Consider the following 13,661-nt stretch of genomic DNA (forward strand, 5'->3'; position numbering starts at 1 on the left):
ACAGATATGGAGGAAGAAAATGCCGTTAGCAGATTTGAAAACAGTTTTAAAAGGATGTGTTGAGAACCACACTGCCGTTGGAGCTTTTGATGCACTGGACCACACCTTTGCGGAGGCAATTATCCGTGCGGCAGAGGATACAAAGACTCCGGTCATCCTCATGGCAGGAGATTTTGAAGGGCCGGATTATGAAAATTTCTATCCCTACCTGACCGACCGCATCCGGCGTGCAAAAGTGCCGGTATGCCTGCACTTTGACCACGGCAGCAGTTTTGAGAGATGTATGCTGGCGATCCGCAGGGGCTGTACCTCTGTCATGATAGACGGCTCCGCGCTCCCTTTTGAGGAGAACATTGCTCTGACCAGAAAAGTCGTGGAGGCAGCACATGCCTGCGGCGTTGATGTGGAGGGGGAGCTTGGCTGCATAGGTGGCGGCGAAGGGACAATGGAAGGAGCAGGGGAAGGCAACTATACAGACCCCGATGCTGCAAAGGAATTTGTAGAAAGAACAGGTGCCGATGCATTGGCTGTCGGGATCGGCACTGTGCACGGTGTGTATAAGGGTGCACCAAAACTGGACTTTGAACGCCTTGCAGAAATCAGGGGCAGGGTGGAGGTTCCCTTAGTGCTTCACGGCGGCTCCGGGCTTTCGGAGGCGGATTTCAGGCAGCTCGTAAAGCTGGGCATTAATAAGATCAATGCCTTTACAGGACTTTCCATAGCGGTTACGAATGCTGTTAAGGGAAAAGCATCCGTGCTCCCGCCGAATACCAATATTGTACCACTGATTGAAGCGGCAACGCAGACTGGTATTAAGGAGGTCAAACGGCATATTCAGATTTTCGGGACGGAGGCAGTTTTGCAATGAAAAAGGCGGTAATAGTAAAAGATTATATGCATCAGGACGGTCAGATGGAGAAGTTCCTTTTCTTGAAAGAGTACGGCTATGAGGTGGTGATCCTCCCGTTCATCGAAGGGTGCACCGAAGACCGGTTCATGGAAACATTTTTAAAGTTCGAGACAAAAGGTCCTGATGCCGTACCCTCCAGCCAGAAACTTCTAGAGGAGGTCAGGGATGCATCACTGTTAATTACACAGCTGAGCCCGATCAGTACAGAGACACTGGAGGCGGCAGAAAACTTGGAGGCGGTTATTATCTTAAGGAGCGGGGTGGAAAATGTAAATCTGCCTTACTGCACTGAGCGCGGCATCAAGGTCATGAATGTGCCAGGTCGACTTGCGGTTCCGGTATCGGAATATACAGTCGGCATGATTATCTCGGAGACGAAGAACATAGCGCGTTCCCATGAGACCATACGGCGTGGGGGATGGAGCAATAAATATCCAAATCAGGACTGGTCCTTTAATTTGAAAAACCACAATGTGGGACTGGTGGGATACGGAAATATAGGAAAACGTGTTGCTAGGGTGATGCAGAGCATGGAGGCAAATGTCATCGTGTATGAGCCTTACATGAAAGCGGAGGATATTGAGGCGGAAGGATGCCGGGCGGTATCGTTAGACGAATTGTGCCAAGAGGCAGATGTAATATCCGTTCACTTCAGGCTGACGGATGAGACAATAGGCATGATCGGGCCAGGACAGTTTGCACTAATGAAACCGGGGACATTCCTCGTTAATACGGCAAGGGCGGGGCTGATCGATGAACAGGCTTTGATTGAGGCGCTGCAGAACCATAAGATAGCCGGTGCTGCACTGGATGTATTCCATGAAGAGCCTCTGCCCGGGGATCATCCTTTCATGACGATGGATAATGTGACGATAACGGCGCATATAGCAGGGCTATCTTGTGATGCTTTTGACATTGCATATGAAATAGTTTCAGAGAATATAGAACATTACCTGGAAACGAATGAATGGTCAGGTGTTGTTAACCAGTAAGGGAAAGAGAATGAAAAATACCATTTTAATCATAGATTTTGGTACATCCAAGGTTCACGTTAATCTAATTGATACAGAGAATGGGGAGGTGCTTACGGCAGTCAGCAGGGCATATCAGACAATCATCAAAAGCCCCGGTTTTGCGGAGATAGATCCGTATGAATTGTGGCACGCTGCCGAGCATTGTGTGGGACGGATTGTCTGCGGCGTTCATAAAGAAACTCATATACAGGGAATCAGTTTCTCATATTTTGGAGACAGCATTATGGCGGCTGGAGAAAATGGTGAGCCCCTCACCAACCTGATGCTTGCCTTTGACAGCAGGGCGTGTGCCCAGAGCCGGGAGCTTTCCGCAAATATAGGGGAAGAAGAATACCGGCGTATTACCGGCGGAATATGTAGCAGTGATGATTCCGGCGCAAAGATACTTTGGCTGAAACAAAACGAACCGGAGATATTCAAGGAGGCACGGCATTTTTATACAAATCAGGAATTTGTACTTAAGATGCTGGGGCTGGGGGCGCATTTAGACGTAACGATGGCAAGCCGTAAGATGCTTTATGATGTCAGGGGGAAAGAATGGAGCGGCAGACTGCTGGACTACATTGGAATCTCCCCGGACAGCCTTGGACATGTAGTGGAGAGCATGGCAGTCGTTGGAGAGATTACGTCTTTCGGAAGTGTCAGGCTTCCCCGGAAGGTACCGGTCATCATTGGCGCCCACGACTGCGACTGCGGCATGGCAGGTGCAGGCGCCGACCGTGCAGAACACGGGATACTGGCAGATATTACGGGTACATGGGACCATCTTGGCTATATTAGCCGAAAAAGTGCGGATACGGAAATCGCAGTGAAAAGCGGGCTCATGCATACATACTGTGGCCCCCTTCCAGGTTCCAGTGTCTGCTTGGGGGCGTTTCCGACATCGGGGGCGGTGATTGAGTGGTTCATGCGTCGGATTGTGGGGGATATAAACCCAAAGGCGTATGACAGCCTGTGGAAAGAGGTGGATTTCCGGCATCTGGGACAGGAAATGTTCTATCCCTACTTTTCTGCAAATCAGGGGATGTTTACAGGGCTGGGACTGGGGTCGGACAAGGGAAAAATGTTCGCTGCCATAATAGAGGCCCTGACATTCGAGGCTAAAAATATTATCGAGATATGCGGGGCCTCCGCTTCGACGACATTCACGAAAATCCATATAGGGGGCGGGGCATCGAGTTCAGAGAAATGGCTGCAGCTCAGGGCGGATATATTTGAAAAACCAGTGTATAAGCTTAGAAATACGGAAATATCATCCCTTGGTGCGGCGATCCTGGCCATGACGGCACTTGGGGTTTATGAGACAACAGAAGACGCAATCAGGAACACGGTCATCGTAGAACGGGTCTACCGTCCGGATGACAGGAGAAAACAGTATTACAGAAAGAAATTTGAAAAATATAAACAGGGATGCATACAGGCCGCCAGAGTGTAAAAACCGGGGCCGGGGTGCATAAGAAAAAGGAGAAATCATATGACGATGGCGAGAATGGCGGTTATGACAGGTGTGAGAAAGCTGGATATCAGGTCTTACCCGGTTCCGGAACCGGAGGAGGGGCAGGTTCTGATAAAAATAGAAGCAGCGGCAATCTGTGGATCAGACCAGCATGCTTTCAATAATCCGATTGCCTACCAGACTGCATTGGGACATGAATTTGTAGGAAAAATTGTAAAAATGGGCAGGAATGCCGGTAAGTCTATCTTGTGTTATGACGGTGAAGTCAGACTTGGTGACCGTATTGCAGTATATCCCTGGCTGACATGTGGCCATTGTAAAAATTGCCTGACATATGGAAGAGGAACCTGTACCGTGTGTGACACCTCATTTTTCTACGGTGGCCCGGTAAGTCCGATGGGACACGAGGAAGAGGGCTGGCATAGCTCCAATCCTGATATTTATCCCCATTTCAAGGCGGGGTACGGGGAGTACTGCATCTTGTTTCCCGGCACATATGTATGGAAGCTCCCGGAAGGAATGCCGGCACCTGTTGCAGCGCTGCTGGACCCTATGGCGGTTGCAATGCGGGGGATCGAATTGGCACAGACCCAGTGCGGCGTTAAGGAAGAGGCCTTGAATATAAACACGAATGCCTGCATTGTAGGGGCAGGCCCAATAGGGATTTTGGCAGGAATGATTCTGAAAATAATGGGTGTCAGCTCCGTTACAATGGTAGACGGGATTGCCACCAAGTTGGAAAAAGCGAAAGAACTAGGTGTAGCAGATTATATTGTGGATTTTACCATGCATCCGGACCGGGATGAGAGGACGAGGCTCATAAACGAGTATACGGGCGGCGGCCCGCAGCTCGTACTGCAGTGTGCCAATACAGTTTATGCATTTATAGATGCCCTGCACTATGTCAGGCGCCTCGGCACGGTGGTGGAAATCGGGAATGCAGCCGACTACGGGAAGACGGTGGAATGCAATCCGGCAGCCTTAATCTGCACGAAGCACCTCAGGGTTATGGGAATGTCGGCGAACCAGCCAGGCACCTATGACAAGGCGTTCAGACTCTTAAAACGCTACAGGCAGTACCACTTTGATAAGCTGTTCACCCATACCTGCACATTAGATACTCTCAAAGAAACATTAGGGAAGATGAGAGACCCTGATTACATAAAGGGCGTATGTTTGTTTGAGGAAAAGTAATGGTTTGCGGTCATTTACAACGATAGAAAAAATATAGGTAAGGAGAAAAAGATATTGAAGCATATTACATTGAAAAATAAAGAAAATGAGCTGCAGGTCTGCAATGTTGTGTATGGACCAGGTGAAGCCGGTGGAAATCTGGATAAAATGACATCTTACCGGTTTATGGATTATTATGTGGAAAGGGGCGGAGACACCCTCGATACCGCCCGTGTATACGGATCATGGCATATCCCAGGACGTGCTTTGAGTGAAGAGATGATTGGTTCATGGATGAAGTCACGCGGAAACCGGAATCAGCTGATTGTATCCACCAAGGGGGGACACCCTCCAATGGAGAATATGTACAGTCCAAGGATAAATGCGGCGGAGATCCGTAAGGATCTGGAAGCCAGCCTGCGGGATCTGGAGACAGAATATGTGGACATCTACTGGCTCCATCGTGACGACTTAAACAAACCCGTGTCCGAGATCATGCCGGTACTGCATGAGTTTGTAAAGGAAGGAAAAGTGCGTGTTTTAGGAGCGTCCAACTGGACCTGTGAGAGGATCGCAGAGGCGAACCGATTTGCCACAGAAAATAGCCTGACACCTTTTTCCAGCAGTCAGATCTGCTGGGCACTTGCAAAATACCGGCTCATGCCCCATGATGACACGGAAATCCAGATGACAGAGGAAGCCTACAACTGGTACCTCTCACAGGAAATGCCAGTGTTTGCCTTTACGTCACAGGCACAGGGGCTGTTTCAGAAAGCAATAGCAGCAGGCGGCAGCCTTGAAGCTATGCATAATGAGGGATTTACTCATTATTTTGAAACAGAAGCAACGAACCACAATATCAAAGCGGTGAAAGAACTTGCAGAAAAATATAACGTGAGTCCGTCAACGATTAATCTGGCGTACTTTCATTCGAACAAACTCCCGTCCGTGGCATTGTTCTCGGCAAGCAGGCTTTCACAGATGGAAGATACCCTCTCGGATACAGACTTTGTTCTGTCGGAGGAAGAAATGGAAACGTTTTGGTGGTAATAACAACTTTAAATAACAATAGCCCCCTTATTGAATGCAGCAGTTCAATAAGGGCAGATTCAGGAGGAAAATATAATGTTAATGAATATGACAGAATTACTGAAGACAGCAAATGAGAATCATTTTGCAGTACCCGCTTTTAACATTGGTTCAAGTGAGATTCTGAAAGGGGTAATCGAAGCCTGCGAAGAAAAAAACTCACCAGTTATTGTCGCAGTCCATCCGGTGGAACTGGCCTTTGCAGGGGATAGTTTTACAGAAATGATAAAGGCAGAGGCCCAAAGAACGCACATTCCCGTCGTCTTGCACATGGACCACGGTGGCACGATAGAGGATATTCTGCGTGCGGTCAGGGATGGCTTTACTTCGGTTATGATTGATGCGTCACATTATCCGTATGAGGAGAATGTAAGGCTTGTAAAAGAGGTCGTTGCAATCGCCCATCCACTGGGGATTTCTGTAGAGGCCGAGCTTGGGACGATCGGAACGACCGGTAATGGTGCAGAAGCTGGTTCTAACGATATTATTTATACAGACCCTGTACTGGCTGTAAAATTCGTAGAAGAGACAGGTGCGGATACCTTGGCGGTTGCAATCGGCACTGCACACGGGATTTACCCGAAAGATATGAAGCCGGAGCTTAAACTGGATCTTTTAGAAGAACTTAAGAAAGTAATCAATATTCCATTAGTGCTGCACGGAGGTTCTGCAAATCCGGATGAGGAGATCGAGAAGGCCGTGGAAATCGGTATTTCCAAGGTGAATATTGCAAGTGATATCAAGGCGGCATTTTTCAGGGGATGCAGGAAAGCACTGGAAGATATTGATATGAGAGAGCCTCATGAGGTGTATGCAGAGGCATTCCCAGAAATGAAGGCAGTGATCTTTGACAAGATAGCTTTGTTCCATTCAGAAGGAAAAGCAGAACTTTATTAAAATGTTCCGGATTCAAACGACCTCGACTTTTGATCGAAAAAATAATAAAGATAATCGAAAACAATAAAGAAGAATGGTATAATATATCGTACAGTACTTTTATCATATAAACGAGGTGGGTTATGAATCGAAGAGAGCGGATATTACAGGTATTAACAGAAAATGGAATCACCGGGGGAATGGATGCCTCCGCTCTTGTCCGGCTCACGGGCATAGACAGGGCGAACATCAGCAGGGAACTGAATACCCTGGTGCGGGAAGGAAAACTAATTAAACTGTCAGGAAGACCGGTTAAGTACTTTTTGTATGGGACAGGCCCGCTTCACGAGGACGCGGATGAGACGGATCAAAGGGAAGAATTTTGTTTTATCATGGGGGAGGATGGCCCTTTGTCGGTTCAGGTCGGGCAGGCAAAAGCGGCTATCCTCTATCCCCCGAAGGGCCTGCATACACTGCTCATTGGACAGACAGGTGTGGGTAAGACAACATTTGCCGAGCGAATGCATGCATATGCGGTGCACATGAAAGTAATCAGTGAAAAAGCGGAATTTGTAAGCTTCAACTGTGCAGAGTATGCAGAAAATTCCCAGCTTCTGCTGGCCCAGCTCTTTGGATACGTAAAAGGTGCGTTTACAGGCGCCGATCATGAGAAGACGGGACTGGTAGATAAGGCCGAGGGCGGAATCCTTTTTCTGGATGAAATCCACAGGCTGCCGGCAGAGGGGCAGGAGATTCTGTTCCACCTGATTGACAAGGGTACATACAGAAGGCTAGGAGAGACAGAAAATACACACAAAGGAAACGTGCTGATTATTGGTGCAACAACGGAAGACCCGGAGAAAGCGCTACTGGCAACTTTTATACGCAGGATTCCAATGACGATCAAAATCCCTTCTTTGGAAGAACTTCCGACAATTATGAGGCTACAGCTGGCAGAAAGCTTTTTCAGGAGTGAACAGAAGAATATTGGTGCATCGATCCGTGTGGAAAAGAAGGTTTTGCTTGCACTGCTTTTATATAAATGCAGTGGGAATATCGGGCAGTTGAAGGCGGACATACAGCTGTTATGCGCAAGGGGATTTCTGGACTACAAGCTGTCCGGCAAGGATGCGGTACGAGTGGATGTATCCATGCTTCAGGATTATATTGAAAAAGGGTTGGTTCGTAAAAACCAGATCACAGATGATGTAGTTGAGTTTATCGAGCATTCGCAGAATGAGGAGGTTTGTTACGAGGACCTGCTGACCTCGGACCCTGAGGAAGGGGTCTATACCGAGATCACACAGAAGTATAACAGATACAGGGAAAGGGGGCGCAGCAACCGGGAAATCGGCGAAATCTTAAGCCGGGACTTGGAATCCTACATAGAAGAACTAAAGCAGCAGTATGTGGGGGATGACAGCCCAAAGGATGTAATCGAAGAAAATGTAATGAGGGTTCTGGATTCTAGGATATACCAGCCGGTCAAGGAGATTCTTCAGTTTGCGGAGATTAAGCTGGAACGCCCGATTTCGCCTAAGCTGCGAGTCGGGTTTGCACTCCATATTAATGCACTCATAGAACGGATTGAAAAAGGGATTCCAATTGAGAACCAAAAAGTAGATGAGATTATAAAACAATATCCGAAGGAATATAAGCTGGCAAAGATTATAGGGCTTTTACTGGAGGAAGAGTTTAAGTATAAAATCCCGGAAGAGGAGATTGGCTTTCTGACGCTGTTCCTCTGTGATGACAGCACAAATACAAAAGCTCCGAAGATCGGGGTTGTAGTCATTACACATGGTGAAAACACCGCCACGGGAATGGCAGAATTTGCGAATGCCCTTCTGGGGGTCAGGCACTGCAGGGCACTGGATATGACAATAGATAGTTCCGTGGATGCCCTTCTTGAGCAAGCTGTGGAGGTTGTAAAGCAGGCGGATGAGGGCAAAGGGGTAGTGCTGCTGGTAGATATGGGGTCCCTTAGAAACTTTGGAGAGATTATATCACATAAAAACCATCAGAAGGTCGTATGTGTTGACATGGTTTCAACACTTACTGTCATCGAAGCTGTGCGTAAGGCGGTTCTGGGGGATATCACACTGGAAGCCCTCGGCGCGTACCTGAGGATGGTTCCGTTTTATGCAAATCAGTTTAAAAAGGAAGAAGTCAGCGAGGAAGGGATATGCACGATTATTGCTACCTGCATCTCCGGTCAGGGATCGGCTAAAAAGATAGGAGAGATTGTTTTGCAGGCCATACCGGAAGATGTGAAGCCAGGAATAGTAATTCGGCACATGAATCTGGAGGATGCGAGGCAGGGTGCGGCCTTGCTTGAGAAAGAAAAAATAAAGAACCTGAAAGTAATCGTTGGGACCGTAGACTTACAGATCCCGGGTGTCCCCTTCATATCCGTAGATGAACTGTTGCTTAACGGCGGAATCCGGCAGATCAAAAGTATTCTCGGAATCGATGTGGGGGATATAGAAAGCGGGACTTCTCTGGACCGAGAAATTCTGGTCAACACCCTGAGGGGACTCCTTAACTATCTGGATGCAGACAAGATCATTGATCTGCTGAAAGATACATTAAACAAGATTTCAGAAGAATTAGATCTGGTGATAACAAGAGAGATTGAAATCAGGTACATTGTGCACGTTGCCTGTATGATAGAGCGGAACTTAAGAGGCGAAGTCCTGCCATACAAATATCTGGAGGAGAAGAAAAAGCAAAGCCGTCAACTATTCAGTGTGATTCAGAAAGCAATGCTTTCCGTAGAAGAAATGTGGGCAAAGGAAGTACCGGAGACGGAAATTGCATATCTGGCAGAGATTATCGAGAAGGTGCCGCAACGAAAAAAGAGGGTTGATTATGGGAATTGAATTATTGCGTATAGACGAACGCCTGATTCATGGGCAGATCTTACTTGGGTGGGCAGAGGAGATGGACTGCACCAGTATTATGATTGTGGATGATGCAACGGTCAGTGACCCTGTGATGAAAAGCATTATGGAAATGTCGTTTCCGGAAAATTACAAATGCAGCATCTGCAGTGTCAGCCAAGTGGAAAAAGAGAAGCAGAGACTGCCTAAGGAAAGACTTCTAGTGGTTGTAAAATCCATCTCAACGGCATTTGAACTCATGGAACTGGGGATCAGAATACCCAGGATCAACATGGGGAATATGACATTCAGGACGGGGAAAAAGAAGTTTGCACAATGGGTATACCTGTCCCCGGAGGAGATCGGAAAGCTGGCCCGTATCTCGGAACATGCAGAAACGTTCTATCAGGCGGTGCCTGATAGTGAGAGGATAGATGCAAAAGTGCTGTTGGCAGGAGGAAATAAAAATGGGTAATATTTTGGGTCGTTATATTATACTTCTGACACACGGGAGCTGGGGAATAGAATGCCTTAAAAGTGCAGAGATGATTATCGGGGACGTTGACAGGGTAAAAGCATATCCCCTGAACCCAGAGGATAATCTGGATCAATACAGGACCGGTATTCTAGAAATGCTGAAGGAACAGAAGATAGAAAAGGCCATTTTCCTGTCCGACCTCAAATGTGGGAGTACATCTCAGGCCGCGTCTTATCTGGCATATATGACAGGCGGAATAGCGATGAGCGGGCTGAATCTCGCCCTGCTGATTTCAGCGGTAAGGAACAGGGATGTACAGAATGACGAGCTGCCGGGGGTAATGCTGGAGGAAGGGAAAAACGATATTAGCGATATCAGATTTACAGGCTGAGAAAGGGATGGTATTATGATAAAACAAAAAATAGTAGTGAATAATAAATCAGGAATCCATGCAAGGCCGGCGGCGGAGTTGTCGAAACTTGCAACAAAATGCAAGTCGGAAATCCGGCTGAGTTATAAGGAAAAGACAATCAACCCCAAGAGCATCTTGAATTTACTTTCCGTATCTATTAACTGCGGGAGCGAGATTGAACTGGAGTGTGAAGGGGAAACAGAATCTGAAGACTTAAAGGTGTTAATTGCTGCGATTGAGGGCGGTTTAGGTGAATAGCAGGGAGTGAAGTACGATGAAGCAGATAAAGGTAGAGAAAACGGCATCCAGAGGAATCGCTATCGGTAAGGTACATATTTATGAGGAGGCTACCTTCATTCCATCAGAAGAATCCATCAGTGAGTCTGATATTCCGGGAGAACTGGAAAAATTCAAGTTGGCTAGGGAGCAGGTCTGCAGCAGATTAGAACTACTTGCTCAGGAAAATGAAATTTTTGGGGCCCATCTTATGATGGCGCAGGATTATACTCTTGAAAGTTCTGTTGTAGAACGTATACAGGAATGCAGGATAAATGCCCAGCTGGCCCTTTCACAGGTGACTGGAGAACTCAGGGAACAGTTTAAGGAGATGGAGAATGAGTATATGCGGGAGCGAGCCTCAGATATTCAGGATATCGAACACCAGTATCTGGCTGCTATGCAGGGGCGATTTAAAGATGCTGACGCTGACTGGGGGAAGATAGAAGCACCGGTCATTCTTGCAGCTGCGGATCTGCTTCCTTCGGACACGGCAAAACTAGACCCGAGGCAGCTCCTCGGGATGTTGACCCAGGAGGGTGGCATCACAAGCCATGTTTCCATTATGGCGAAAGGATGGGGAATTCCGGCATTGGTGGGCGTGAAGACACTTATGGATAATATCACCGAGGGAGATCTCATCTGTATGGATGCAGGCAGAGGAGAGCTGGTCATCTCGCCCACAGAGGAGGTCCTTCAGAATTTTAGGGCACGGAAGAGAGAGGCAGAGGAGAAGGAAAGACAGCTGGAGGAACTCAAAGACCTTCCGGCCCGGACGCTGGATGGACACAGAGTTACACTGTGCGCTAACGTAGGGAATGCAGAAGATGTGGCGGCGGCAATGTTGCATCAGGCAGAGGGGGTGGGGCTGTTCCGCTCGGAATTCCTCTACATGGAGAATACGCATTTTCCTACAGAGGAGGAACAGTTTGAGGTATACAAAACTGCAGTGTGTAATAGCCCGGCGGAGCTGACAATACGGACTTTGGATATTGGGGGCGATAAAGCACTAAAGTACTTTGACTTCGGCGAGGAAGAGAACCCGTTTTTAGGCTGGAGGGCAATCCGCATATCTTTAGACCTCACCGATATCTTTAAAACGCAGCTGAGGGCAATACTCAGGGCAGGTGCGTATGGAAAAATCAGGGTCATGTTCCCTATGATTGTATCAGTGGAAGAATTTAGACAGGCAAAGTCTCTGCTTTCAGAGTGTGCCCAGGAACTGGATCGACAGGGCATCCCATATGACAGTGGAATGAAAGCGGGTATGATGATAGAGACACCGGCATCCGTCATGATGGCGGGTGAATTAGCTGAAGTGGCAGATTTTTTCAGCATAGGGACGAATGATCTGACGCAGTACCTGCTAGCTGTAGACAGGGGGAACCCAAAGATTTCGGAAATGTATAATTCTTATCATCCGGCAGTACTCAGGGCAGTCTGGCACGTCATACAGAGCGGTCATGCCCGGCAGATCAAGGTGGGGATGTGCGGGGAGTTTGCATCAGATCCCCGGGCAATACCTCTGTTAGTGGGGATGGGGTTGGATGAGTTCAGCATGTCCCCAGCCGATATACCCCAAAGTAAGGCAGTCATCAGGGGATTGAGTTACCAGAAAATGAATCAGGCGGTGGGGGAGATACTAAGGTGTTCGACAATAGGTCAGGTAATGGAGGCACTTCCGTGATAAAAAATGAGTATAGGCAGAGTGCCAGATATAAATATGCATTTACACAAAAACAAATACAGTCTGTATCCCTGCTTGCAATGGGGAGCCAGGATCTTCACGAGTTCCTCCAGAATGAATATCTTGAGAACCCGTTGCTCGAATATGTTGGCAGATTTCCTGATCCGGGAAGTCCTGAGGAATACAGGGAGTGGCGGGGATATGGAAGTAAGCCTGGTTCCGGAACATTTCATGAGAATCATGGCGGGGATAACCAGAATGAGTTCAGGGAACCGGTAGCTGTGCCGGAAAGGGGTATCAAAAGTTATCTGAAAAGCCAGTTGATCCGGAAACATTATACGGATCAGGAATGGATGGCCATAGATGTTTTAATAGAGTGTCTGGATGAGAAAGGGTATTTTACAGTGCCGTTGGACGAAATTGCCTGCATGACCGGAATTTCCCGCAACAAGCTGGATGGCTATCTGGAAGAACTTAAGGAACTGGAGCCGGTTGGAATCTTTCAGGAGAATCTGGTAAACTGCCTGCTGAAACAGCTGGAAGTGCAGGGGATTGAGGATAAACTTCTGGAAAATATAATTAAATATCATCTGGAGGACATTGCAGACGAAAAAATCAGCAGTATCACCAGGAATTTAGAGATTTCTTCGGCACAGGCCAGAAGATATACTGCATTCATATCGAACTTGAACCCCTGCCCCATGTCAGGGTTTTGTGCGGATGATGTAGTTATTTATATTGTGCCGGATATTATTTGCGAATATGAAGGCGGAAAGTGGAAAATCAGTCTGAATGATGAATGGATCGAAAATTACCAGCTAAATGATTATTACCTTCAAATGATTGAAGAAACAGAGGACAGGGAACTTCAGGATTATTTTAAGACAAAGCTGGATCATGTGACCTGGATTTTAAACAGCATTGAAGAAAGACGGAAAAATCTGGTGAATATCACCAGAAAATTGATAGAATACCAGCAGGATTTCTTCTTCGGTGACAAGCTCCCGCTTGCTCTCACTATGGCAGAGCTGGCAGAATCCCTGAACATTGCAGTGTCTACCGTGAGTCGTGCCGTTAAAGATAAAGTCCTGCAGTATCCGGGCGGCGTCATACCCATGCGCTCTTTGTTTTCCCTGTCACCTGTTAAAACGGGAGGGAAAGATAGTGAACTCATAACTGCATTGCATGTGAAGGAAGCACTGACTGATTTGATAGAAAATGAAAATAAACAAAAAACATATAGTGATCAGCAGTTGTCGAAAAAATTAAAGGAGAAAGATATCTTTATTTCAAGGAGGACAGTAGCAAAATACAGGGATGATTTAGGAATTAAAGGGAGTTTCGAGAGAAGAGAGAAAGGGGATAACTGAATAGGGGCAGTAAATATA

The 13,661-nt window shown here is 47.3% G+C and carries 12 protein-coding genes; all 12 read left to right on the plus strand.

What is annotated here, in order from left to right; translation table 11 throughout:
* Nucleotides 1–19: 19 nt before the first annotated feature.
* Nucleotides 20–868 carry a class II fructose-bisphosphate aldolase gene (locus tag ABIN22_RS15945; protein ID WP_346909898.1) on the plus strand — a complete coding sequence of 283 codons (849 nt, stop codon included), beginning with the start codon at nt 20–22 and terminating at the stop codon, nt 866–868.
* Complete coding sequence (locus ABIN22_RS15950; RefSeq protein WP_346909900.1) at nt 865–1,902, plus strand: 2-hydroxyacid dehydrogenase; 1,038 nt, start codon at nt 865–867, stop codon at nt 1,900–1,902. Before ABIN22_RS15945 ends, ABIN22_RS15950 begins: the two co-directional genes overlap by 4 nt.
* Before the next feature lie 10 nt (nt 1,903–1,912).
* Entirely contained in the window at nt 1,913–3,379 is a 1,467-nt protein-coding gene (locus ABIN22_RS15955; protein WP_346909902.1) for an FGGY-family carbohydrate kinase, read from the plus strand.
* A gap of 39 nt (nt 3,380–3,418) precedes the next feature.
* Nucleotides 3,419–4,594: a zinc-dependent alcohol dehydrogenase gene (locus tag ABIN22_RS15960; protein ID WP_346909904.1), complete on the plus strand. Its 1,176-nt coding sequence runs from the start codon at nt 3,419–3,421 to the stop codon at nt 4,592–4,594.
* A gap of 54 nt (nt 4,595–4,648) precedes the next feature.
* Complete coding sequence (locus tag ABIN22_RS15965) at nt 4,649–5,623, plus strand: aldo/keto reductase (protein ID WP_346909906.1); 975 nt, start codon at nt 4,649–4,651, stop codon at nt 5,621–5,623.
* 75 nt (nt 5,624–5,698) lie between these two features.
* Nucleotides 5,699–6,559 carry a ketose-bisphosphate aldolase gene (locus ABIN22_RS15970; protein WP_346909908.1) on the plus strand — a complete coding sequence of 287 codons (861 nt, stop codon included), beginning with the start codon at nt 5,699–5,701 and terminating at the stop codon, nt 6,557–6,559.
* Nucleotides 6,560–6,681: 122 nt separating this feature from the next.
* Nucleotides 6,682–9,420: a sigma-54-dependent transcriptional regulator gene (locus ABIN22_RS15975; protein WP_346909910.1), complete on the plus strand. Its 2,739-nt coding sequence runs from the start codon at nt 6,682–6,684 to the stop codon at nt 9,418–9,420.
* A complete protein-coding gene (locus ABIN22_RS15980) occupies nt 9,410–9,895 on the plus strand; it encodes a PTS sugar transporter subunit IIB (protein WP_346909912.1) in 486 nt (161 codons plus the stop codon). Before ABIN22_RS15975 ends, ABIN22_RS15980 begins: the two co-directional genes overlap by 11 nt.
* A complete protein-coding gene (locus ABIN22_RS15985) occupies nt 9,888–10,289 on the plus strand; it encodes a PTS sugar transporter subunit IIA (RefSeq protein ID WP_346909914.1) in 402 nt (133 codons plus the stop codon). The genes ABIN22_RS15980 and ABIN22_RS15985 overlap by 8 nt, the downstream gene beginning before the upstream one ends.
* Nucleotides 10,290–10,304: 15 nt before the next feature.
* Complete coding sequence (locus tag ABIN22_RS15990) at nt 10,305–10,568, plus strand: HPr family phosphocarrier protein (RefSeq protein WP_346909916.1); 264 nt, start codon at nt 10,305–10,307, stop codon at nt 10,566–10,568.
* A 16-nt stretch (nt 10,569–10,584) separates the two neighbouring features.
* On the plus strand, nt 10,585–12,273 hold the full coding sequence (gene ptsP / locus ABIN22_RS15995) for a phosphoenolpyruvate--protein phosphotransferase (protein ID WP_346909918.1): 1,689 nt from the start codon (nt 10,585–10,587) through the stop codon (nt 12,271–12,273).
* The gene (gene rpoN / locus ABIN22_RS16000) at nt 12,270–13,643 is read left to right on the plus strand and encodes an RNA polymerase factor sigma-54 (RefSeq protein WP_346909920.1); all 1,374 of its coding nucleotides are present in this window, start codon (nt 12,270–12,272) and stop codon (nt 13,641–13,643) included. Before ptsP ends, rpoN begins: the two co-directional genes overlap by 4 nt.
* The last annotated feature ends 18 nt before the right edge of the window (nt 13,644–13,661 follow it).

The organism is Faecalicatena orotica (assembly GCF_905197545.1).
Lineage (GTDB): Bacteria > Bacillota > Clostridia > Lachnospirales > Lachnospiraceae > Faecalicatena_A > Faecalicatena_A orotica.

Bases quoted from the DNA above. Each gene is read 5' to 3' on its own strand.
- ABIN22_RS15945 (WP_346909898.1), top strand. From the start codon at position 20: ATGCCGTTAGCAGATTTGAAAACAGTTTTAAAAGGATGTGTTGAGAAC.
- ABIN22_RS15950 (WP_346909900.1), top strand. From the start codon at position 865: ATGAAAAAGGCGGTAATAGTAAAAGATTATATGCATCAGGACGGTCAG.
- ABIN22_RS15955 (WP_346909902.1), top strand. From the start codon at position 1,913: ATGAAAAATACCATTTTAATCATAGATTTTGGTACATCCAAGGTTCAC.
- ABIN22_RS15960 (WP_346909904.1), top strand. From the start codon at position 3,419: ATGACGATGGCGAGAATGGCGGTTATGACAGGTGTGAGAAAGCTGGAT.
- ABIN22_RS15970 (WP_346909908.1), top strand. From the start codon at position 5,699: ATGTTAATGAATATGACAGAATTACTGAAGACAGCAAATGAGAATCAT.
- ABIN22_RS15975 (WP_346909910.1), top strand. From the start codon at position 6,682: ATGAATCGAAGAGAGCGGATATTACAGGTATTAACAGAAAATGGAATC.
- ABIN22_RS15980 (WP_346909912.1), top strand. From the start codon at position 9,410: ATGGGAATTGAATTATTGCGTATAGACGAACGCCTGATTCATGGGCAG.
- ABIN22_RS15985 (WP_346909914.1), top strand. From the start codon at position 9,888: ATGGGTAATATTTTGGGTCGTTATATTATACTTCTGACACACGGGAGC.
- ABIN22_RS15990 (WP_346909916.1), top strand. From the start codon at position 10,305: ATGATAAAACAAAAAATAGTAGTGAATAATAAATCAGGAATCCATGCA.
- ptsP (WP_346909918.1), top strand. From the start codon at position 10,585: ATGAAGCAGATAAAGGTAGAGAAAACGGCATCCAGAGGAATCGCTATC.